Raw genomic sequence first — 20291 nt, 5'->3', positions numbered from 1 at the left:
TCTGATGTTGGATGGACCGACCGGAGTACCCGAACACCGAGGTCGCCCATGCCGTTCACGACTCGTCCCACCCTCCAGGGCACCTTCGGCATGGTGTCCTCCACCCACTGGCTGGCCTCGCAGTCGGCCATGGCGGTGCTGGAGGACGGGGGCAACGCCTACGACGCCGCCGTGGCCGGAGCCTTCGTGCTGCACGTCGTCGAGCCGCACCTCAACGGACCCGCCGGAGAAGTACCGATCCTGCTCGCGCCGGCGGGCGGCGAGGTGCGGGTGCTGTGCGGACAGGGCGTGGCACCGGCCGGGGCCACGGTCGCGCACTACAAGGGGCTCGGACTGGACCTCGTGCCCGGCACCGGACCGCTCGCCGCGGCCGTGCCCGGCGCCTTCGACGCCTGGCTGCTCCTGCTGCGCGACCACGGCACCAGGTCACTGGCGGACGTGCTGAAGTACGCCGTCGGCTACGCCGAGCACGGCCACGCCCCCGTGGAGCGCGTCGCGGAGACCGTCGAGACCGTCCGGGAGCTGTTCGAGACGGAGTGGACGTCCTCCGCCGACGTCTACCTCCCGGACGGCCGCCCGCCCCGCCCCGGCGAGCTGCTGCGCAACCCGGCCCTCGCCGCCACCTGGAAGCGGCTGCTGGCCGAGGCGTCCGACGCGGCGGGCCGGGACGCGGGCCGGGACGGGAGCCGGCAGGGAATCCGGGAGGCGGAGATCGACGCGGCGCGGGAGATCTGGCGCTCCGGTTTCATCGCCGAGGCCCTCGTACGGCAGGCCGGCCGGCCCACCCTGGACACCAGCGGCGAACGCCACACCGGCACCCTGACCGCCGCCGACCTCGCCGGCTGGTCCGCCCACTACGAGGCCCCGGCGACGTACGACTGGAACGGCTGGACCCTGTGCAAGGCCGGCCCCTGGAGCCAGGGCCCCGTCCTGCTCCAGCAGTTGGCGCTGCTCCCGCCCGAACTGCCCGCCTACGGTTGCGCGGACTACGTCCACCTGCTGGTCGAGGGCTGCAAGCTGGCCATGGCCGACCGGGAGGCCTGGTACGGCGACGCCGACGGCGCGGACCGGGTACCGCTCGACGACCTGCTGTCGCCGCGGTACAACGCGGAGCGGCGCCGACTCGTGGGCGACAAGGCGTCCTTCGAACTGCGGCCCGGCGCACCCGGCGGGCGCACCCCGCGGCTCGGCGCGCACGCCCTCGTCGCGGCCGTGGAGGGCGAGGGCCTGGACGCCCTCGGGGTCGGCGAGCCGACGGTCGCCAAGAGTCCGGCGTCCCCGGTGCCGGGGGAGCCGGACGTCGCCGCCGACGGGGGGACCCGCGGCGACACCTGCCACCTCGACATCGTGGACCGCTGGGGCAACATGGTCTCGGCCACGCCCAGCGGCGGCTGGCTCCAGTCCAACCCCGTCGTGCCCGAACTGGGCTTCCCGCTCGGCACCCGGCTCCAGATGACCTGGCTGGAGGAGGGCCTGCCCAACTCGCTCACGCCGGGCCGCCGCCCGCGCACCACGCTCACCCCGTCCCTCGCCCTGCGCGACGGGGTGCCGGTCATGGCCTTCGGGACCCCCGGCGGCGACCAGCAGGACCAGTGGCAGACGCACTTCTTCCTGGCCGTGGCGCTGCGGTCACGGGTACGCGGCGGACTCGACCTCCAGGGCGCGATCGACGCCCCGAACTGGCACCACGACAGCTTCCCCGGGTCCTTCTTCCCGCGCGGCATGCGGGCGGGCTCCGTCACCGTGGAGTCCCGGATGCCGGCGGAGGTGGTCGAGGAGCTGCGGCGGCGCGGGCACGACGTGACGGTGGGCGAGGCCTGGTCGGAGGGCCGGCTGTGCGCCGTCGCGCGGGACCCGGAGACGGGGGTGCTGTCGGCGGCGGCCAACCCGCGCGGCATGCAGGGGTACGCGGTCGGCCGCTGAGCGCCCACCGGCCAGCGCCGGCGCCCACCGGTGCCCGCACCGGGTGTTCGTCGCGATTCCACCCGGAGTACACCACCCGGGCGGGGATTGTCAGTGGTGCGTGCTCTCATGGAGTCATGATCGAGAACAACGAAACCATCGACGAGTTTCTCGCCCGTTACACCGACGACGTGGAGGAGGCCGTCCGCAAGGCTGCCGCGCAGGAGATCATGCCCCGCTGGCGCCGGCTGGCGGCGCACGAGGTCGACCAGAAGGCCGGCCCGCACGACCTGGTGACGGACGCCGACCGCAAGGCCGAGCTGTATCTCACCGACGTGCTGGCCCGCCTGCTGCCGGGCTCCGTGGTGGTCGGCGAGGAGGCGGTGCACGCGAACCCCGCGTCGTACGGGGCGATAGGCGGCGAGGCGCCGGTGTGGATCGTCGACCCGGTCGACGGGACCCGGCAGTTCGTGCGCGGCGAGGAGGGCTTCTGCACACTGGTCGCGCTGGCCCACCACGGCGTCGTGCACGCCTCCTGGACCTACGCCCCCGCCGACGACCGGCTCGCCACGGCCGTACGGGGCGGGGGCGCCTTCCTGGACGGCGAGCGGCTGTACGCGGGACCGCCCGAGCCCGGCCGCGAGCTGCGGGTGGCCACGTCCCACCCGGACTACATGACGGACGAGCAGAAGCGCGACCTGCTCGCCCTGCGCACCCCGGGCGTGGCGCCCCGTCCCTGCGGCTCGGCCGGGCTTGAGTACCTGGCCGTCGCCCGCGGCGAGTTGGACGCCACCGTCTTCTCCTGGGAGGCGGCGTGGGACCACGCGGCCGGTCTCCTCCTGGTCGAGGAGGCGGGCGGCACCCACCTGACCCGCACGGGCGAGCCGTTCCGCATCACCGGGGGCAACGAACTGCCGTTCACGGCCGCCCGCGACGCGGCCACGGCCCGCCGGGTGGTGGCCCTGCTGGCAGGGGAGGCCTGACCTGACCCCCGGCGCCGTCAGGCAGTCACTCCCTCCGCGGCGAGGAACTTCTCCACGAACTCCCGCGCACGGCGGTCGAAGTCCGCGTACTGCGCCTCCCGCTCGGCGCCCGTGACCGCGTCGCCGACCAGCAGGTTGCCCGCGGCGTCCACGCGCTGCGGGCGCTCCTCGGCGTCGGTGAGCAGGCCGACGGTCGAGTGGGCGAAGCCGCAGTAGTAGGCGATGCCCTCGTTGAGACCGGCCTCCAGGTGCGCGTGCATCCCCTCGGTGATCGGATCGTCGGCGGTGGCACCGGCCAGGCCCAGCCACAGCATGCGCTTGCCCGCGAGGCGCGGCTTGCTGCGGCCGTAGGCGAAGCCGTAGTTCCACACGCGGTCGATCCACCCCTTGAGGATGGCCGGCACACTCTGCCAGTACACCGGGAAGACGGCGACGACCACATCGGCGTCGAGGACCCGCCGCATATGGGCCTGCGCCTCGTCCGAGTAGGCCTTCTCCCGGTCGCCCCAGTCCGGCTGGTCCGCCGCGTTCATCCGCGGGTCGAAGCCCTCGGCGTGCAGGTCGAGCAGGTCGACGCGGTATCCGGCGGCCTCCAGCCGTTCGGCGCCGCGGCGGGCGGTGTGCGCGGTGAGCGAGTCGGCGCGGTGGTGCGCGACGACCACGAGGGCGGTCCTGGCCTTGCTGCTGTGCTGCGTCACGGGGTCTCCCGGCTGGTCTCGGTTCGGTGCGACGAGCCCAGTACAGTCCCGGCCGCGTAGATGATCCATGGGAGAAACTCTGGGGAACATGCGTCATCGTCTACGATGGCCGGCGTGGACCCCCTGAGTTCCCTGCTGGGCGGCATCCGGGCCGAGGGCTCGGTCGTCACGCACGCCGTACTGACGGCGCCCTGGACCGTCCGCTTCAGCGACGAGGCGCCGCTCACCATGGTCAGCGTGCTGCGCGGCGGCGGCACCCTGCTGCTGCCCGACGGGACCCGGCGGGCGGTCGGCGCGGGCGACACGGCCGTCGTGCGCGGCCCCGAGCCGTTCCTCCTCGCGGACCGGCCCACCACGGTCGACCGCCCGCACGCCGAGTACGAGATCGCGTGCTTCACGGACGCCGAGTGCACCGCGGAGGAACTCGGCGGCATCCGCTGGGGCACCGACCCGGACGGGGCGACCGCGCTGATCGTGGGCGCCTACCGCGCCTCGGGCCACCGCCACGAACGGCTCCTGCGCGCCCTGCCGCAGATCCTGGTCGTCACCGAGGACGCCGAGGTCTGCGCCTGGCTGGAGACGGCCGCGGCCGACGCCGCCCGCCTCTCGGCCGGCTCCCAGGCGCTCATGGACCGGCTCCTCGACTGGGCCCTGGTGTGCACGCTGCGCACCTGGTTCGACCGGGCGGGTGCCGACGCCCCGGGCTGGTACCGCGGTCTGGCCGACCCGGTCCTCGGCCCCGCGCTGCACGCCTTCCACAGCCGGCCCGCCCAGTCCTGGACGGTGGCCTCGCTCGCCGGTCGGGCGGGCGTCTCGCGGGCCCTGTTCGCCAAGCGCTTCACCGAGCTGATGGGCCGCCCGCCCCTCGCCTACCTCACCGAGTGCCGGATGGCCGACGCCGAAGTGCTGCTGACCGACACCGACCTCAGCATCGCGCGGATCGCCAGGTCCGTCGGCTATGCCGACGCCTTCGGCTTCAGTGCCGCCTTCAAACGCCACAAGGGCCTCAGCCCCAGCACCTTCCGCGCCGCGGCGGCCGCCTGAACCCCCGGCGTCCCCGCGCCGAGGGCCGGGCGCGGCACCCGGCGCGCGGCCTCGCCCACTCGCGCCCGTGCGCCGTCGGACCGCGGGCATATCCTGATCCCCAGTGGCCATCGGCAGACGAAGGGGTCCGAAGGTGCCGTCGATGCTCGATGCGGTCGTAGTGGGTGCGGGGCCGAACGGACTGACCGCGGCCGTGGAGCTGGCCCGCCGCGGCTTCTCGGTCGCCGTGTTCGAGGCGCGGGGCACCGTGGGCGGCGGCGCGCGCACGGAGGAGCTGACGCTGCCCGGCTTCCGGCACGACCCGTGCTCGGCCGCGCACCCGCTCGGCATCAACTCCCCGGCCTTCCGCCACCTGCCGCTCCAGCGGTACGGCCTCGAGTGGCTGCACCCCGCGCTGCCCATGGCGCACCCCTTCCTCGACGGCTCGGCCGCCGTGCTGTCCCGCTCGGTCGGCGAGACGGCCGCCTCCTTCGGGCCGCGCGACGCCGGTGCGTACCGCAGGCTGGTCGAGCGCTTCCTGCCCAGGTGGGACACCCTGGCCCGGGACTTCATGTCGCTGCCGCTGACCGCGCTGCCCCGCGACCCGGTCACCCTCGCCCGCTTCGGACTGGTCGGCCTGCCCCCGTCGACGTGGCTGATGCGCCGCTTCCGTGACGAGAAGGCCAAGACCCTCTTCGCCGGGCTCGTCGCCCACGTGATGGCACCCCTCGGCGGCTTCGCGACCGGCGCCATAGGCCTGGTCTTCGCGCTGGCCGCGCACGCCCGCGGCTGGCCCGTGGCCCGCGGCGGCTCCCAGTCCATCTCCGACGCCCTGGCCGCGTACCTGAAGGACCTCGGCGGCACCGTCCACACCGACTACGAGGTCAAGCGCCTGGACGACCTGCCGCCCGCGCGGGCGTACGTCTTCGACACCTCGCCCACGGCCCTGGCCCGCATCGCCGGACTCGGCAACCACTACGCGAACTACCGTTACGGCCCCGGCGTCTTCAAGCTCGACTACGCGCTGGACGGCCCCGTCCCGTGGACGGCCGAGGCGCCGCGCGGCGCGGGCACCGTGCAGATCGGCGCCGACAGCGCGGAGATCGGCGCCGCCCTGGACGCCGCCTCCGGCACCGAGCGCGCGCCCGAGCGGCCGTTCCTCATCACCGTGCAGCCCAGCGTCGTCGACCCCGGCCGCGCCCCGGCCGGCAAGCACGTCTTCTGGGCCTACGGCCACGTCCCCAACGGCTGGACCGGCGACCTCACCGACGCCGTCGAACGCCAACTGGAGCGCTTCGCCCCGGGGTTCCGCGACCGCGTGCTCGCCCGCGCCACCGCCGGTCCGCCCGAACTCGCCGCCCGCAACGCCAACTACGTCGGCGGCGACATCGCCTCCGGCGCGGTCTCCGGCCTGCAACTCCTCCTGCGCCCCAAGCTGTCCCTGTTCCCGTACTCGACCCCGCACCCGGCCGTGTTCATCTGCTCGTCGGCCACCCCGCCCGGCCCCGGCGTCCACGGCATGTCGGGCCACAACGCGGCGAAGGCCGTCTGGCGGCGGCTGAGGCAGACATGACCGGCATCACCCTGCTCCAGGGCGACATCACCCGCGAGAGCGCCGACGCCATCGTGAACGCCGCCAACTCCTCCCTCCTCGGCGGAGGCGGCGTCGACGGCGCCGTCCACCGGCGCGGCGGCCCCGCGATCCTGGCGGAGTGCCGCAGGCTGCGCGCGGGGCACCTCGGCAAGGGCCTGCCCACCGGCCGTGCGGTCGCCACCACCGCGGGAGACCTGGACGCGCGCTGGGTGATCCACACGGTCGGTCCGGTCTGGTCGGCCACCGAGGACCGCTCCGACCTCCTCGCCTCCTGCTACCGCGAATCCCTGCGCGTCGCCGACGAGTTGGGCGCCCGCACGGTCGCCTTCCCCGCCATCTCCGCCGGCGTCTACCGCTGGCCGCTGGGCGACGCCGCCCGCATCGCCGTGGAGACGGTACGAGCCACACGGACATCGGCCACCGAGGTCCGCTTCGTCCTCTACGACGATCGGGCGTACGAGGCGTTCGCGACGCGGGCGGGCTGAGCGCCGCGCGTCTGCGCGCGCCGGTGCTCGGGCCGATTGTTCAGCAGGCCGCTCCGGCACGCTGAACAATCCCCCACGGGATAGTTTCGCCGGCGACCGAGAGGAGCCGCACCGTGGGATGGATCAAGGACAGGCTGTTCCGAGGCAGGACCGCCGGCGCCAGGACCGCCGGTGCCAGGACCGCAGGCGCCAGGACCGCCGGCCTCTGCGACTGCTGCAACGACCCGCTCGAGCGCACGCACGCCTACTACCTCCCGACGCGGGACGTAGGGCTGTCCCAGGCCTACTGGGAATCGGCCTTCACACTGAGCAAGGGCATGATCGACCTGCTCGACGAGCAGGAGCGACTGCGGTACTTCGGCGAGCACCTGCGCCTCACGGCGGGTCAGCGCAATCCGTGGAGCGTCTGCGAGAGCTGCGGCGAGTTCTTCGTCTTCGACCGCGACACGGCGCGGGACCACGCGGTGCACGACTCCCGGCCGTCCGGGAACGGCGCGGTGGACCCGTCCGGCTGCGTGCTGTTCGCCGCCGCGGCCTGGGAGCACGTCTTCGGGCGCTGGCCGGCCAACGTGACACCGCATGCCGTCGTCGACAGCTGCGACCTCTGCCGCAGGAACATCCATTCCCAAGCCTTCTCCTTCACCGTTCCCCCCTCGCGCATGGCGGACTTCCTCGCCGCGGGAGTCGTCGACGGCCCGTCGGTGTCCGCGGCCGGCCCCGGCAAGGACCAGTGGGAAATGTGCCAGCCCTGCATGGGCCGGCTCGTCGCCCGGTGCCACCGAGCGGGCATCGGCACGGCATGAGGCCGTGCCCGGGCCGTTGACTCCGCGAGCCGTCGTCGCGGCTCCGCTCTCCCACCTGGCTTGACGCTTTATTGCCAGTGATGTGCAATAGCCGCGCATCGACAACAAGCGTGGGGGAGACATGACAGCCCGTCGGACCCGTTGGACCCGTCGGACCGATCGGAGGCTTCCGATACGGAGTGCCGCCGCCGTGATCGCGTTCGCCGCCGGTGCGACCGCCTGCTCCGCCCCCTCGGACGGAGGGAAGGACGACGACGCCGAGGCGGCCGGATCCGTCGTGATCGGGGTCGCCTCGGAACCGGACACCCTCAGCCCGCTGCTCGGCTACGGCAAGGACGGCAACTCCAAGATCTTCGACGGGCTGCTCGCCCGTGACACCGACCTGGAGCTGAAGCCCGCGCTCGCCACCGCGCTGCCGAAGGTCACCGACGGCGGCCGGACGTACACGTACACCCTGCGCGACGGCGTGAAGTTCAGCGACGGCGAACCGCTCACCGCCCAGGACGTGGTGTACACCTACCGCACCGTCCTCGACGAGAAGACCAACAACACCGCGCGCAGCGAACTCGACGCCGTCCAGGGAGTCCGCGCGAGCGGGGACGACACCGTCGTCTTCACGCTCAAGTACCCCTACGCGCCCTTCGCCGCCCGCACCGTCCTGCCCATCGTCCCCGAGCACATCGCGGGCAAGCAGGACCCCAACACCGGCGCCTTCAACACCGAGCCGGTCGGTACCGGGCCCTACGTGCTCACCCACTGGAGCAAGGGCGAGAAGCTCGGCTTCAAGGCCAACCCGCACTACTGGGGCGGCAAGCCCGCGGTGAAGTCGTTCACCATGGCCGTCATCCCCGACGACAACGTCCGCGCCACCCGGCTGCGCTCCGGCGACCTCGACGGCGCCGTCCTGCCGCCCAACCTCGCCGCCACGTTCCGGGAGGACGACGGACGGCGGACGTACCGCGCCAGGTCCTACGACTTCCGGGCCGTCACCCTGCCCACCTCCGGCAAGGTGACCGGCGACCGCGCGATCCGCCGGGCCCTGGACGCCGCCGTGGACCGGCAGGCCATGGTCGACAAGATCCTCGACGGCGCGGGCCGGCCGGCGTACGGACCGCTGCCCGTGGACGACCCCTGGTACGAGGGCGGCATCGAGCGCGCGCACGACCTCGCCGGGGCGAAGCGCGTCCTGGACGAGGCCGGCTGGGAGCCCGGCTCCGGCGGCATCCGCGCCAAGGACGGACGGCGCGCCTCCTTCACCCTCTACTACCCCTCCGGCGACAAGGTCCGCCAGGACCACGCGCTCGCCTACGCCTCCGACGCCAAGAAGGCCGGCATCGAGGTCAAGGTGGAGGGCGCCACCTGGGAGGTCATCGAGCCGCGGATGAAGTCCGACGCCGTCCTCGCGGGCTTCGGCAGCGTCGGCGACCCCGACTTCGGCCTCTACACCCTGCTGCACTCCTCGCTCGCCGGCGACGGCTTCAACAACATGGCGCACTACGACAACCCGGCCGTGGACGAGGCGCTCGACACCGGGCGCCGCAGCCAGGACCCGAAGGTCCGCGCCGCCGCCTACGACAAGATCCAGCAGGCCCTCGTGGGGGACCCCGGCTACACCTTCCTCACCCACATCGACCACCTCTACGTCCTCGCCGACCGCTGGGAGGGTCTGACCACCCAACTGGAGCCGCACGAGCACGGCTTCGCCAGCGGACCCTGGTGGAACATCCAGGACTGGCGGCCCAAGAAGTGACCGGTACCGTCCGGCGGCTGCCCTGGGGCGCGATGGCACGGCTGGCGGGGCGGCGGGCGCTGTTCGCCGTCCCCGTCGTCCTCGTCGTCACCTTCGGCGTGTTCGCCATCGCCGCCGCCTCGCCCTTCGACCCCGTCAAGGCGTACGCCGGCACCGCCGCGCTCGGCGCCGACCAGGAGACCCTGGACCGGCTGCGGGAGAACCTCGGGGTGGACGAGTCCTTCGTCGTCCGCTGGTGGCACTGGCTGACCTCCGCGCTCACCGGCGACCTCGGCCACTCCAGCGTGCTGCGGCAGCCGGTGACGCAGGTCATCGGGGAGCGGCTCGCCTGGTCCGCGCTGCTGTGCGCCGTCGCCTTCGCCGTGGCCGTGGCCGTGGGCACGCTCCTCGGCGTGCTGGCCGCCCGCCGGCCCGGCTCGATGCTGGACCGGGCGGTCACCTCCCTCGCGTACACCCTGGAGGCGGCGCCGGTCTTCTGGATCGCGCTGCTCGCCGTGTGGCTGTTCGCCCTCCAGTGGGACGTGCTCCCCGCCGGCGGTCTGACCGACACCGCCAGCGAACAGGTCACCCCGGGGCAGGTCGCGGGACACATCGTGCTGCCCGCCGGTGTGCTCGCCGTCTCCCAACTGCCCTGGTTCACCCTGTACGTGCGCCAGGGCGTCGCCGACGCCCTCGCCGAGGACCCGGTGCGCGGCGCGCGGGCCCGCGGCCTGGGGGAGGGCACCGTCCTGCTCGGACACGCCCTGCGCTCGGGGCTGCTGCCCGTCCTCACCCTGATCGGCTCCCGCGTCCCCGAACTCATCACTGGCGCCCTGCTGGTGGAGAGCGTCTTCAGCTGGCCCGGCATCGCCGCCGCCACCGTCGAGGCCGCCACCGCCGTCGACTTCCCGCTGCTCGCGGCCCTGACCGTCCTCGCGACCGCCGCCGTACTCGCCGGAAACCTGCTGGCCGACCTGCTCTACGGACTCTTCGACCCGAGGGTGAAGCTCAGTGAGATGTGAAGTCCATGGCTGACGTCGCCGCCGGGAAGACCGGCACCGGGTGGCGCTCCCGCGGCGCCGACCGCCGCTCCACCCGCACCCTGCGCCTGCGCACCTCCGCCGTGCTGCTGACCGCGACCGTGCTCGCCGTACTGCTCGTGCCGCCGCTGGTGCAGCTCGACCAGCAGGCCGTCGACCTGGCCGCCAAGCTGGAGGCCCCCGGCTGGGCCCACCCGTTCGGCACCGACGACGTCGGCCGCGACCTGCTGCTGCGCTGCGTGTACGGCCTGCGCGTCTCGCTGCTCGTCGGGGTGGCGGCCGCGCTGACCGCGACGGTCGTCGGCACCGCCGTGGGCGCCACCGCCGGGGCGCTCGGCGGCTGGGTCGACCGGGGCGTGATGCGGGTCGTCGACACCCTCTCCTCCGTACCCCACCTGCTGCTGGGCATCTTCATCGTCGCGATGTTCCGGCCCGGCGTCTGGCCGGTGGTCGCCTCCGTCGCGCTCACCCACTGGCTGTCCACCGCGCGCATCGTCCGCGCCGAGGTGCTGTCCCTGCGCGCCCGTCCGCACATCGACGCGGCCGTCTCGGGCGGCGCGTCCCGGTGGCGGGTGACGGTGCGGCACCTGCTGCCGGGCGTGCTGCCGCAGGCCGCGCTGGCCGCCGTACTGATGGTGCCGCACGCCATGTGGCACGAGTCGGCACTGTCCTTCCTCGGCCTCGGCCTGCCCACCCACACCGCGAGCCTCGGCAACCTGATCCAGGAGGCCCGGGGTTCGCTGCTCGCCGGGCAGTGGTGGCCGACCCTGTTCCCGGGCCTGTTCATCATCGTGCCCACCCTCGCCGTCGCCGGGCTCGCCGGTGCCTGGCGGGAGCGGATCAACCCCCGCCGCCGATCGGAGCTGATGCTGTGACCGAGCGAGCCCCCGTCCTGTCGGTACGCGGTCTGTCGGTGCGCTTCCTGATGCCGGGCGGGCGCCGGGTCGCCGCCGTCACCGACGCCCACTTCGACGTGGCGGCCGGCGAATGCCTGGCCCTGATCGGCGAGAGCGGCTGCGGCAAGTCCGTCCTCGCCTCCGCCCTGCTCGGGCTGCTGCCCGGCAACGCGCAGACCGCGGGCCGCGCGTTCCTCGGCGACCTGGACCTGCTCGCCGCCGACGAGCGGACCTTCGCCCGCACGGTGCGGGGCCGGCTGATCGGCCTCGTCCCGCAGAGTCCGGCCGCCCACCTCACCCCGGTCCGCACCATCCGCGCGCAACTGGAGGAGACGGTCGCGGAACTCACCCCGGCGCGCGGCGGCCGCAAGGCCCTGCGGGCGGCCGCCGAGGCCGCCGCCGAGCGCGCCGCGTTCCCGGTGGACCACCTCGACCACCACCCGCACGAACTCTCCGGCGGCCTCGCCCAACGCGCCGCCACCGCCCTCGCCCTGGTCGGGGACGCCCCCCTGCTGCTCGCCGACGAACCGACCACCGGACTCGACCGGGACCTGGTGGACCACACGGTCGACGAGCTACGGCGACATGTCGACAATGTCGACGGCGGGGGTGCCCGGCCCGACGATGCCCGCGCCCTGCTGATGATCACCCACGACCTGGCCGCCGCCGAGCGCATCGCCGACCGCGTCGCCGTGATGTACGCCGGCCGCATCGTCGAACTCGCCGACGCCGCCGCGTTCTTCGGCACCCCCGGACCGCGCCACCCCTACAGCCGCGGCCTGCTCGACGCGCTGCCCGACCGTGCCTTCGCCCCCATCCCCGGCCTGCCGCCCGAACTCGGCGCCCTCCCCGACGGCTGCGCCTTCGCCGCCCGCTGCGACCGGACGACCGACGCCTGCGCCGCCCTGCCCCCGCTGCGCGGCCAGGTGGCCTGCCACCACCCGCACGCCGTACTCACGAAGGCCGCCGACCGTGCTTGAACTGCACACCGTCACCGCCGGATACGACCGGAACGCGCCCGTGTTCCGGGACGTCTCCCTGTCCGTCGCGCCGGGGGAGGCGGTCGGACTGCTCGGCCCCAGCGGCTGCGGCAAGTCCACCCTCGCTCGCGTCGCCGCCCTGCTGCACCGGCCCGACGCCGGCACGCTGCACCTTGACGGCACCCCCGTACGGCGCTGGCGGCACCGCGCCCCGAGGGAGCAGCGCACCGCCTTCGGCGTCGTCTTCCAGCAGGCCCGCCTCTCCGCGGACCCCCGGCTCGCGCTGGCCGACCTGATCGCCGAACCGCTGCGCGCCACCGGCCGCCGGGACGAGGCCGCAGGCCGGGTCGCCGAACTGGCCGCCACCGTGGGACTGACCGCCGACCTGCTGACCAGGCGCCCGCACGAGGTCAGCGACGGCCAGTTGCAGCGCGCCTGCCTGGCACGCGCCCTGGTGCTGCGCCCGCGCTGGCTGGTGTGCGACGAGATGACGGCGATGCTCGACGCCTCGACCACGGCCGCCCTGGTCCGGGTCGTGGAGGAGTACCGGGCCGGGACCGGGGCGGGACTGCTGGCCGTCGGCCACGACCGCGTCCTGCTGGACCGCTGGTGCGGGCGCACCGTCGACTGGGCGACCCTGACGACCCCGGCACCGACCCCTTCACCAGGAACGAACAAAGTCCGACGGGGTAATTGATTCGGTTGTGTTCGGGTTCTAGGGTGACCCGTGACTCAGTAGTCGCCGCGTCACCGGCAGTTGTGATCCACCCCCACGGCAACTGCTTCCACAGCACCGTGCGTTGAGCCGCCCCCGAAGCCCACGGAAGGCCACGGTCATGCCGCACTCGCCCGTGTCACCCGCCGAATCCCCGGCCCGCCCGCCCAGCCGCCCCCGCCCGGTCGTCAGCCGCCGCCGTCTCCTGGAGGGCGGCGCCGCCGTCTTCGGTGCCCTCGCCCTGTCCGCGTCGCCCGCCGCCGCGCGGGCGGCCGGACACCGGACGGCCGCCGACGGGACCCCGGAGTGGAACGACTTCGGCGTCTTCCGGCTCGGCACCGAACCGCCGCACGCCACGCTCACGCCGTACGCGGACGTCCGGCAGGCCCTCGCCGGCGACCGTGCCCGCTCGCCCTACCGGCTGAGCCTGGACGGCAGCTGGAAGTTCGCCTACGCCGACCGCCCCGAGGACCGGGACGCCGACTTCCACCGCACCGACGTGGACGACCGGGACTGGGAGACCATCCCGGTCCCCTCCGTGTGGCAGCTGCACGGCCACGACTTCCCCATCTACCTGAACATCACCTACCCGTACTGGGGCCCCAACGGCCTCGGCGAGGAACCGCAGCCGCCCGCCGCGCCGACCCGCTACAACCCGGTCGGCCAGTACCGGCGCACCTTCACCGTCCCCCGCGACTGGACGGGCCGCCGCACCTTCCTCCACTTCGAGGGCGTCAAGTCCGCGCACTACGTGTGGATCAACGGCGAACCGGTCGGGTACGACGAGGACTCCTACACGCCGTCCGAGTACGACATCACCGAACACCTCAAGCCGGGCACCAACCAGATCGCCGTCGAGGTCTACCGCTACTCGGACGGCGACTGGATGGAGGACCAGGACATGATCCGGGTGAGCGGCATCTTCCGCTCGGTCCACCTCTACTCCACCCCGGCCGTGCACCTGCGCGACTTCAAGCTGGACACCCCGCTCGACGCCACCTACACCGGCGGCGAACTGGCCGTCACCGCGAGCGTGCGGGCGTACGGCGCGGGCGGCACCGGGCGCTACACCGTCGAGACCCAGCTCTACGACGCGCGCGGCCACGCCGTCTGGTCCCGGCCGCTGGAGCAGCCCGTCGACGTGGGCACGGCGCGCGCCGGCGAGGACGTCACCGTACGGGCCGCGAAGGCCGTGCCGAAGCCGAGGCTCTGGTCGGCCGAGCACCCGAACCTCTACACGGCCGTCCTGCGCCTGCGGGACCCCGCGGGCAAGGTGACCGAGACCGTCTCCCACCGGGTCGGCTTCCGCGAGTTCGCGCTCAAGGACGGGCTGATGCGGATCAACGGCGAGCCGGTGTCCTTCCGCGGCACCAACCGCCACGAGATGCACCCCTCCCGCGGCACCGCCCTCACCCGCGAGGACATGGTCGAGGACATCAGGATCATCAAGCGGATGAACATGAACAGCGTCCGCACCTCGCACTACCCGAACAACCCGTACTGGCTGGAACTGGCCGACGAGTACGGCCTCTACCTCGTCGACGAGACCAACCTGGAGACCCACGGCATCCGCGACGAGTACCCCGGCGACCACCCCGACTGGACCGCCGCCTGCGTGGTGCGCGCCCAGAACATGGTGCACCGCGACAAGAACCACGCCTCGGTCGTCATCTGGTCGCTGGGCAACGAGGCGGGCGGCGGCTCCACCTTCACCGCCATGCACGACTGGATCCGCTCCTACGACGACACCCGCGTCATCCAGTACGAGGGCGACGACCGCCCCGGCGTCAGCGACATCCGCTCGGAGATGTACGACAGCCCGCAGCGCGTCGAGCAGCGCGCCAAGGACACCTCCGACACGCGGCCGTACGTCATGATCGAGTACGCCCACTCGATGGGCAACTCCACCGGCAACTTCAAGAAGTACTGGGACATCGTCCGCCGGTACGACGTGCTCCAGGGCGGCTGGATCTGGGACTTCGTCGACCAGTCCCTCTACGAGCCGGTGCCCGCCCGCACGCTCCTCACCGAGGCCGGGCCCGCCGGGCTGCGCGGCGAGATCCTCGCCACCCGCGGCACCCTCGACCGCGACAAGGGCCTGTCCGGCATCACCGTCTTCGAGCGCGACGACAGCCTCGACCTCACGGGTTCACTGACCCTGGAGGCCTGGGTCACCCCGCACGTGACGGGCTACCACCAGCCGATCCTCGCCAAGGGCGACACCCAGTACGCGCTCAAGCAGAACGGCCGGACCCTGGAGTTCTTCATCCACTCCGAAGGCCAGTGGATCACCGCGACGTGGACCGTGCCGGACGACTGGACCGGCCGCGAGCACCACCTCGCGGGCGTCTTCGACGCCGACGCCGGGACCCTGACCCTCTACGTCGACGGCGTCGAACGGGCCACCCGCACCACCGACCGGCGCCCCAGCAGCAACACCGCGCCCCTCGCGCTCGCCACCGACGCCGACAACCAGGTGCGGGAGTTCAGCGGCACCATCCGCCGCGCCCGCGTCTACGCCCGCGCCCTCGGCGCCGCCGAACTGGCCTCCGACGGCCGCGGTCCCGGCGACGACGGCGTGCGGTTCTGGTTCGACGCCGCCACCGTGCAGACCTCGACGCGGCGGCCCCGCGACAAGACGTTCCTCGCCTACGGCGGCGACTGGGGCGACAACCCCAACGACGGCGCCTTCGTCGCCGACGGCATCGTCACCGCCGACCGCGGCCACACCGGCAAGGCCGCCGAGGTCAAGCGCATCTACCAGGCGATCAACGCCACCCGCACCGCGGGCGGCGGCCCCGGTGCCGTCACCCTCACCAACGAGTACCTCTTCACCCGGCTCCGCGAGTTCGACGGCCACTGGGAACTCGTCGCCGACGGCGAGGTCGTACGGCGCGGGAGGCTGACCCGGGACCAACTGGACGTGGCCCCGCGCTCCAGCAAGGACATCACCGTCCCCGTACGCCTGCCGGACCGCCCCGATGCCGGCACCGAGTACTTCCTGCACCTCTTCTTCACCACCAAGGAATCCACCCCGTGGGCCAAGGCGGGCTTCGAGGTGGCCCGGCAGCAGCTCCCCGTCGAGGCCGGCGCCCCCGCCGTGACCCCGGTCCGCCTGGCGAGCGTCCCGGCCCTGCGCCACGAGGACCGCGACCGGGACGTCGCGGTCACCGGCAAGGGCTTCTCGGTCACCGTCGACAAGCGCACCGGCACCATCACCTCCTACGAGGCGAAGGGCACCCGGCTGATCACCTCCGGACCGGTGCCCAACTTCTGGCGCGCGCCCACCGACAACGACAAGGGCAACGGCCAGCACACCCGCAACCAGACCTGGCGCGACGCCGGCGCCCGCCGCGAGGTCACCGACGTCGCCGTGCGCGCGCTCGGCGACCGGGCCGTCGAGATCAAGGTCACCGGCACGCTGCCCACCTCGGTGGAGTCCGCGTACAGCACCACCTACACGGTGTTCGGCAACGGCGAGATCAAGGTCGACAACACCCTGCGCCCGGGCGCCGCGAGCCTGCCGTACCTCCCCGAGGTCGGCACGATGCTGTTCCTGCCGCGCCGCCTGGAGCGCGTGCACTGGTACGGCCGCGGTCCCGAGGAGAACCACTGGGACCGCAACGACGGCACGGACGTCGGCCTCTACTCCGGGACCGTCGCCGAGCAGTGGACGCCGTACATCCGGCCGCAGGAGAACGGGAACAAGACCGACGTCCGCTGGATCGCCCTGACCGACCGGCACGGAGTCGGCCTGCTCGCCTCCGGCGAACCCCTGCTGGAGGCCAACGCCTCCTTCTTCACACCGGAGGACCTGTCGGCCGGCGTGCGGCACGACTACCAGCTCACCCCGAGGGACGAGGTCGTCCTGCGCCTGAACCACCGGCAGATGGGCGTCGGCGGCGACAACAGCTGGGGCGCGCACACCCACGACGAGTTCAAGCTCTTCGCCGACCGGGACTACGCGTACACCTACCGGCTGCGCCCGCTCACCGACGTGCGGGACGCGACGCGCGCCTCGCGGCGGCCGACGGCGACGGAGTAGCCGGGGGATGAACGGGGGAGCCCGGGGTACTCCGGGCTCCCATGGGTGAGGTTCTGGTCGGCGCGTGTTCGTGGACGGACCGGCAGCTCCTGGCGAGCGGCTGGTACCCGCGCGGGCGCCGGGACGCGGAGGGGCGGCTGCGGCACTACGCCTCGCGGCTGCCCGTCGTCGAAGCGGACGCCGGGTACTACGCGTTGCCGAGCCGGCGCACCAGCGAGCTGTGGGTGGAGCGCACACCGGACGGCTTCCGCTTCGACGTCAAGGCGTTCTCCCTGCTGACCGGCCACCCCACGCGCCCGGAGGCCCTGCCCGCGGACCTGCGCGGAACCGACCCCGGCCCGCTGCGGCGCGGGCGGGCGGGTGCGGGCCTGCTGGACGAGGTGTGGGGGCGCTTCGCCGAGGCGGTCGAGCCGCTGCGCAAGGCCGGGCGGCTCGGCACCGTGCTGTTCCAGTTCCCGCCGTGGTTCGCGCCGGGCGACCCGGCCGAGGCGACGCTCGAAGCGTGCGCCCTGCGTACCGAGGGGTGGCCGCTCGCCGTGGAGTTCCGCCATCCGGGGTGGTGGGAGCCGGAGCGTGCGGAGGCCACCCACACACTGCTGTCCGCTCTGGGCGCGTCGGCCGTCGGCACCGACATGGCCCAGCGGCTGCCCGGTTCCCTGCCGGCCATCGCGCCGGTCACCCGGCCCGCCCTCGCCGTCGTACGGTTCCACGGCCGCAGCGCGGCCTGGGGGAGGGGCAGCAAGGAGGACCGCTTCCGGTACGACTACGACGTGAGGGAACTCGCCGCCTGGGTACCCCGGTTGCGGCGCGCCGCCCGGCAGACGGACGAGCTGCACGTGCTGTTCAACAACTGCTGCGCGGACGCCGCCGTACGCGCCGCCGAGACCATGCGGCGGCTGCTCACTCGGCCGTGTCGCTGATCCCCAGCCGCAGGTGCTCCACGTGGTAGACGGCCTGGTCGAGCAGCCCGGCGACATGGTCGTCGTGCAGGGCGTACACCACCGAACGGCCCCGGCGCTCACCGACCACCAGACCCAGATTGCGCAGCAGCCGCAGCTGGTGCGAGCAGGCCGACTGCTCCATGCCGACCTCCGCCGCCAACTCGGTGGCGGGCAGCGGGCCTTCGCGCAGCCGGGCGAGGATCAGCAGCCGGGACGGGGTGGACAGGGCCTGGAGGGTGGTGGCGACCTTCGCGACGTTGTCCGCGTCCAGGCGCACCCGCTCGGCGGCGTCCTGCGCGGTGTCGGCGGCTCCGTGACCCATGCGGTCATCTTACGCATTCCCCGGACGGCTCCCCGGAGGCACATGAACGGATGAACGAATGAATGAGTCTTCATGTGTTCCTGTATGGTGTGCCGCGTGTCCACCACCCTCGCCCCCGCTCCGCAGGCCGCGCCCGCCACCGCGGCGCCGCCCCGCCGCCGCACCCGCGTCCTCGCCCTGCCCGAGGCCCGCTGGGCGCTCGTCTCCCTCGTCGCCTTCCTCCTGGCCCTGCCCCTCGACCTCGGCGGCGCCCCCGCCTGGACCCACGGCCCGCTGTACGCCGTCGCCTACGCCGCCGGCGGCTGGGAGCCCGCCCTCGAAGGACTGCGGGCGCTGCGCGAGAAGACCCTCGACGTCGACCTGCTGATGATCGTGGCGGCGCTCGGCGCGGCCGCCATCGGGCAGGTGCTCGACGGCGCCCTGCTGATCGTCATCTTCGCCACCTCCGGCGCCCTGGAGGCCCTGGCCACCGCCCGCACCGCCGACTCCGTGCGCGGCCTGCTCGACCTCGCGCCCAGTACCGCGACCCGCCTGCGAGAAGGCGGCGAGGAGACCGTCCCGACCGCCGACCTCGCCGTCGGCGACCTGGTCCTGGTCCGGCCGGGGGAGCGGATCGGCGCCGACGGCACCGTCGTCGAGGGCACCGGAGAGGTCGACCAGGCCACCATCACCGGCGAGTCCCTGCCCGTCCTCAAGCGCACCGGCGACGACGTCTTCGCCGGCACCCTCAACGGCACCGGGGCCCTGCGCGTCCGCGTCGGACGCGACCCGGCCGACTCCGTCATCGCCAGGATCGTCACCCTGGTCGAGGAGGCGTCCCGCACCAAGGCGCCGACCCAGCTGTTCATCGAGAAGATCGAACAGCGCTACTCGGTCGGCGTGGTCGTCGCCACCCTCGCGGTCTTCGGCATCCCCCTCGCCCTCGGTGCCGACCTCACGGACGCCCTGCTGCGCGCCATGACCTTCATGATCGTCGCCTCGCCGTGCGCGGTCGTCCTGGCGACCATGCCGCCGCTGCTCTCGGCCATCGCCAACGCGGGCCGGCACGGAGTCCTGGTCAAGTCGGCGGTCGCCATGGAACGACTCGGCGAGATCGACACCGCCGCCCTCGACAAGACCGGCACGCTGACCGAGGGCACCCCCGAGGTGACCGCCGTAACCCCCGCAGCCGGCGCCGGGGTCGACGAGGACGCCCTCCTCGCCCTCGCCGCCGCGGCCGAGCACCCCAGCGAGCACCCGCTGGCCCGCGCGATCGTGGCCGCCGCCCGCGTCCGGCACCTGCCCCTCGCGCCCGCCCAGGACTTCACGGCGGCTCCCGGCCGCGGCGTGACGGCCGTGATCGACGGCCGCACGGTGCACGTCGGCCGCGCCGAGACGCCCGAGGGCGCCGAGACCACCGTCCACGTCACCCGCGACGGCACCCTCCTGGGCACCCTCGCCCTCACCGACCGCGTCCGCGCCGACGCCGCCCCGGCCACCGCCGCGCTCACCGCCCTCACCGGCACCGCCCCCGCCCTGCTCACCGGCGACCACCCGGCCGCCGCCGCCCGCGTGGCCGACGCGACCGGCATCACCGACGTCCGCGCCGGCCTGCTGCCCGAGGACAAGGTCGAGGCCGTACGGGAACGGGAGCGGGCCGGGCGCAAGGTGCTCTTCGTCGGCGACGGCGTCAACGACGCCCCCGCGCTGGCCGCCGCGCACGCCGGGGTCGCCATGGGCCGGGCCGGCTCCGACCTCGCCCTGGAGACCGCCGACGCCGTCGTCGTCCGCGACGAGCTGACGGCCGTGCCCGCCGTCGTACGGCTCTCCCGGCGCGCACGACGGCTGGTCGTCCAGAACCTGGTTGTCGCCGGTGTCTTCATCACCGTTCTCGTCCTGTGGGACCTGATCGGCCACCTGCCGCTGCCGCTCGGTGTCGCGGGCCACGAGGGCTCGACCGTGCTGGTCGGCCTGAACGGCCTGCGGCTGCTGCGCGAGTCGGCCTGGCGACCGGAGTAGTCCGCGGGACCCCGGCACGCGGGGTGATCCGCGGGAGCCCGGCACGCGAGGTGATCCGCGGGACCCCAGCAAGCGGCACGTCCATGTCGGATTCCCGCCAGCCCCCGCCCGGCCGGTGCACCATCCTGGACTCATGC

16 protein-coding genes are annotated in these 20291 nt (G+C 73.7%); 14 read left to right on the top strand and 2 right to left on the bottom strand.

All coding sequences use genetic code 11. The features are described from left to right. Positions 1-48 precede the first annotated feature (48 nt). Both B9W62_RS06825 and B9W62_RS06820 read left to right on the top strand, forming a co-directional pair. Positions 49-1923 carry a gamma-glutamyltransferase family protein gene (locus B9W62_RS06825; RefSeq protein WP_087806168.1) on the top strand — a complete coding sequence of 625 codons (1875 nt, stop codon included), beginning with the start codon at positions 49-51 and terminating at the stop codon, positions 1921-1923. A gap of 116 nt (positions 1924-2039) precedes the next feature. Beyond that, positions 2040-2885 carry an inositol monophosphatase family protein gene (locus tag B9W62_RS06820; protein ID WP_087806166.1) on the top strand — a complete coding sequence of 282 codons (846 nt, stop codon included), beginning with the start codon at positions 2040-2042 and terminating at the stop codon, positions 2883-2885. A 17-nt stretch (positions 2886-2902) separates the two neighbouring features. Here B9W62_RS06820 and B9W62_RS06815 read toward each other — a convergent pair whose 3' ends face one another. Further along, complete coding sequence (locus tag B9W62_RS06815) at positions 2903-3583, bottom strand: NAD(P)H oxidoreductase (RefSeq protein ID WP_087806164.1); 681 nt, start codon at positions 3581-3583, stop codon at positions 2903-2905. A gap of 105 nt (positions 3584-3688) precedes the next feature. On the opposite strand from B9W62_RS06815, the gene B9W62_RS06810 reads away from it, so the two are divergent. From B9W62_RS06810 to B9W62_RS06760, 11 genes are all read left to right on the top strand, one after another. Continuing rightward, positions 3689-4627 (top strand): AraC family transcriptional regulator, encoded by a 939-nt coding sequence (locus tag B9W62_RS06810; RefSeq protein WP_087806162.1) that lies wholly within the window; start codon positions 3689-3691, stop codon positions 4625-4627. Positions 4628-4769: 142 nt separating this feature from the next. Further along, on the top strand, positions 4770-6179 hold the full coding sequence (locus B9W62_RS06805) for a phytoene desaturase family protein (protein WP_087806160.1): 1410 nt from the start codon (positions 4770-4772) through the stop codon (positions 6177-6179). Further along, a complete protein-coding gene (locus B9W62_RS06800) occupies positions 6176-6685 on the top strand; it encodes an O-acetyl-ADP-ribose deacetylase (RefSeq protein WP_087806158.1) in 510 nt (169 codons plus the stop codon). The genes B9W62_RS06805 and B9W62_RS06800 overlap by 4 nt, the downstream gene beginning before the upstream one ends. A 113-nt stretch (positions 6686-6798) precedes the next feature. Next, entirely contained in the window at positions 6799-7488 is a 690-nt protein-coding gene (locus B9W62_RS06795; RefSeq protein WP_087806156.1) for a hypothetical protein, read from the top strand. Positions 7489-7609: 121 nt separating this feature from the next. Continuing rightward, positions 7610-9238, top strand: a complete 1629-nt coding sequence (locus B9W62_RS06790; RefSeq protein ID WP_087806154.1) for an ABC transporter substrate-binding protein — start codon at positions 7610-7612, stop codon at positions 9236-9238. 32 nt (positions 9239-9270) lie between these two features. Then, positions 9271-10239, top strand: coding sequence for an ABC transporter permease (locus B9W62_RS06785; RefSeq protein WP_087811782.1), 969 nt, complete (start codon positions 9271-9273; stop codon positions 10237-10239). 5 nt (positions 10240-10244) lie between these two features. Beyond that, entirely contained in the window at positions 10245-11132 is an 888-nt protein-coding gene (locus tag B9W62_RS06780) for an ABC transporter permease (protein ID WP_087811781.1), read from the top strand. Beyond that, the gene (locus B9W62_RS06775) at positions 11129-12133 is read left to right on the top strand and encodes an ABC transporter ATP-binding protein (RefSeq protein ID WP_087806152.1); all 1005 of its coding nucleotides are present in this window, start codon (positions 11129-11131) and stop codon (positions 12131-12133) included. Before B9W62_RS06780 ends, B9W62_RS06775 begins: the two co-directional genes overlap by 4 nt. Continuing rightward, positions 12126-12830: an ABC transporter ATP-binding protein gene (locus B9W62_RS06770; protein ID WP_087806150.1), complete on the top strand. Its 705-nt coding sequence runs from the start codon at positions 12126-12128 to the stop codon at positions 12828-12830. Before B9W62_RS06775 ends, B9W62_RS06770 begins: the two co-directional genes overlap by 8 nt. A 139-nt stretch (positions 12831-12969) precedes the next feature. After that, positions 12970-16893 (top strand): glycoside hydrolase family 2 TIM barrel-domain containing protein, encoded by a 3924-nt coding sequence (locus tag B9W62_RS06765; protein WP_087806148.1) that lies wholly within the window; start codon positions 12970-12972, stop codon positions 16891-16893. A 41-nt stretch (positions 16894-16934) separates the two neighbouring features. Then, positions 16935-17813 (top strand): DUF72 domain-containing protein, encoded by an 879-nt coding sequence (locus B9W62_RS06760; RefSeq protein ID WP_087806146.1) that lies wholly within the window; start codon positions 16935-16937, stop codon positions 17811-17813. Here B9W62_RS06760 and B9W62_RS06755 read toward each other — a convergent pair. Next, positions 17794-18156 (bottom strand): ArsR/SmtB family transcription factor, encoded by a 363-nt coding sequence (locus B9W62_RS06755; RefSeq protein ID WP_087806144.1) that lies wholly within the window; start codon positions 18154-18156, stop codon positions 17794-17796. The two genes, B9W62_RS06760 and B9W62_RS06755, sit on opposite strands and share 20 nt — an antisense overlap. 84 nt (positions 18157-18240) lie before the next feature. Here B9W62_RS06755 and B9W62_RS06750 point away from each other — a divergent pair, with 84 nt between their 5' ends. Further along, positions 18241-20154 (top strand): heavy metal translocating P-type ATPase, encoded by a 1914-nt coding sequence (locus tag B9W62_RS06750; protein ID WP_179235951.1) that lies wholly within the window; start codon positions 18241-18243, stop codon positions 20152-20154. The last annotated feature ends 137 nt before the right edge of the window (positions 20155-20291 follow it).

It is taken from the genome of Streptomyces sp. CS113 (genome assembly GCF_002188365.1).
GTDB classification, from domain to species: Bacteria; Actinomycetota; Actinomycetes; order Streptomycetales; family Streptomycetaceae; genus Streptomyces; species Streptomyces tendae.
Note: the sequence above shows the minus strand (reverse complement) of the source record. Positions and strands in the feature narration are given on the sequence as shown.

Excerpts from the sequence above, each read along its gene's own strand:
- B9W62_RS06825 (WP_087806168.1), top strand. The coding sequence starts at position 49 with ATGCCGTTCACGACTCGTCCCACCCTCCAGGGCACCTTCGGCATGGTG.
- B9W62_RS06820 (WP_087806166.1), top strand. The coding sequence starts at position 2,040 with ATGATCGAGAACAACGAAACCATCGACGAGTTTCTCGCCCGTTACACC.
- B9W62_RS06810 (WP_087806162.1), top strand. The coding sequence starts at position 3,689 with ATGGCCGGCGTGGACCCCCTGAGTTCCCTGCTGGGCGGCATCCGGGCC.
- B9W62_RS06805 (WP_087806160.1), top strand. The coding sequence starts at position 4,770 with ATGCTCGATGCGGTCGTAGTGGGTGCGGGGCCGAACGGACTGACCGCG.
- B9W62_RS06800 (WP_087806158.1), top strand. The coding sequence starts at position 6,176 with ATGACCGGCATCACCCTGCTCCAGGGCGACATCACCCGCGAGAGCGCC.
- B9W62_RS06790 (WP_087806154.1), top strand. The coding sequence starts at position 7,610 with ATGACAGCCCGTCGGACCCGTTGGACCCGTCGGACCGATCGGAGGCTT.
- B9W62_RS06785 (WP_087811782.1), top strand. The coding sequence starts at position 9,271 with ATGGCACGGCTGGCGGGGCGGCGGGCGCTGTTCGCCGTCCCCGTCGTC.
- B9W62_RS06780 (WP_087811781.1), top strand. The coding sequence starts at position 10,245 with ATGGCTGACGTCGCCGCCGGGAAGACCGGCACCGGGTGGCGCTCCCGC.
- B9W62_RS06765 (WP_087806148.1), top strand. The coding sequence starts at position 12,970 with ATGCCGCACTCGCCCGTGTCACCCGCCGAATCCCCGGCCCGCCCGCCC.
- B9W62_RS06760 (WP_087806146.1), top strand. The coding sequence starts at position 16,935 with ATGGGTGAGGTTCTGGTCGGCGCGTGTTCGTGGACGGACCGGCAGCTC.
- B9W62_RS06755 (WP_087806144.1), bottom strand. The coding sequence starts at position 18,156 with ATGGGTCACGGAGCCGCCGACACCGCGCAGGACGCCGCCGAGCGGGTG.
- B9W62_RS06750 (WP_179235951.1), top strand. The coding sequence starts at position 18,241 with ATGGTGTGCCGCGTGTCCACCACCCTCGCCCCCGCTCCGCAGGCCGCG.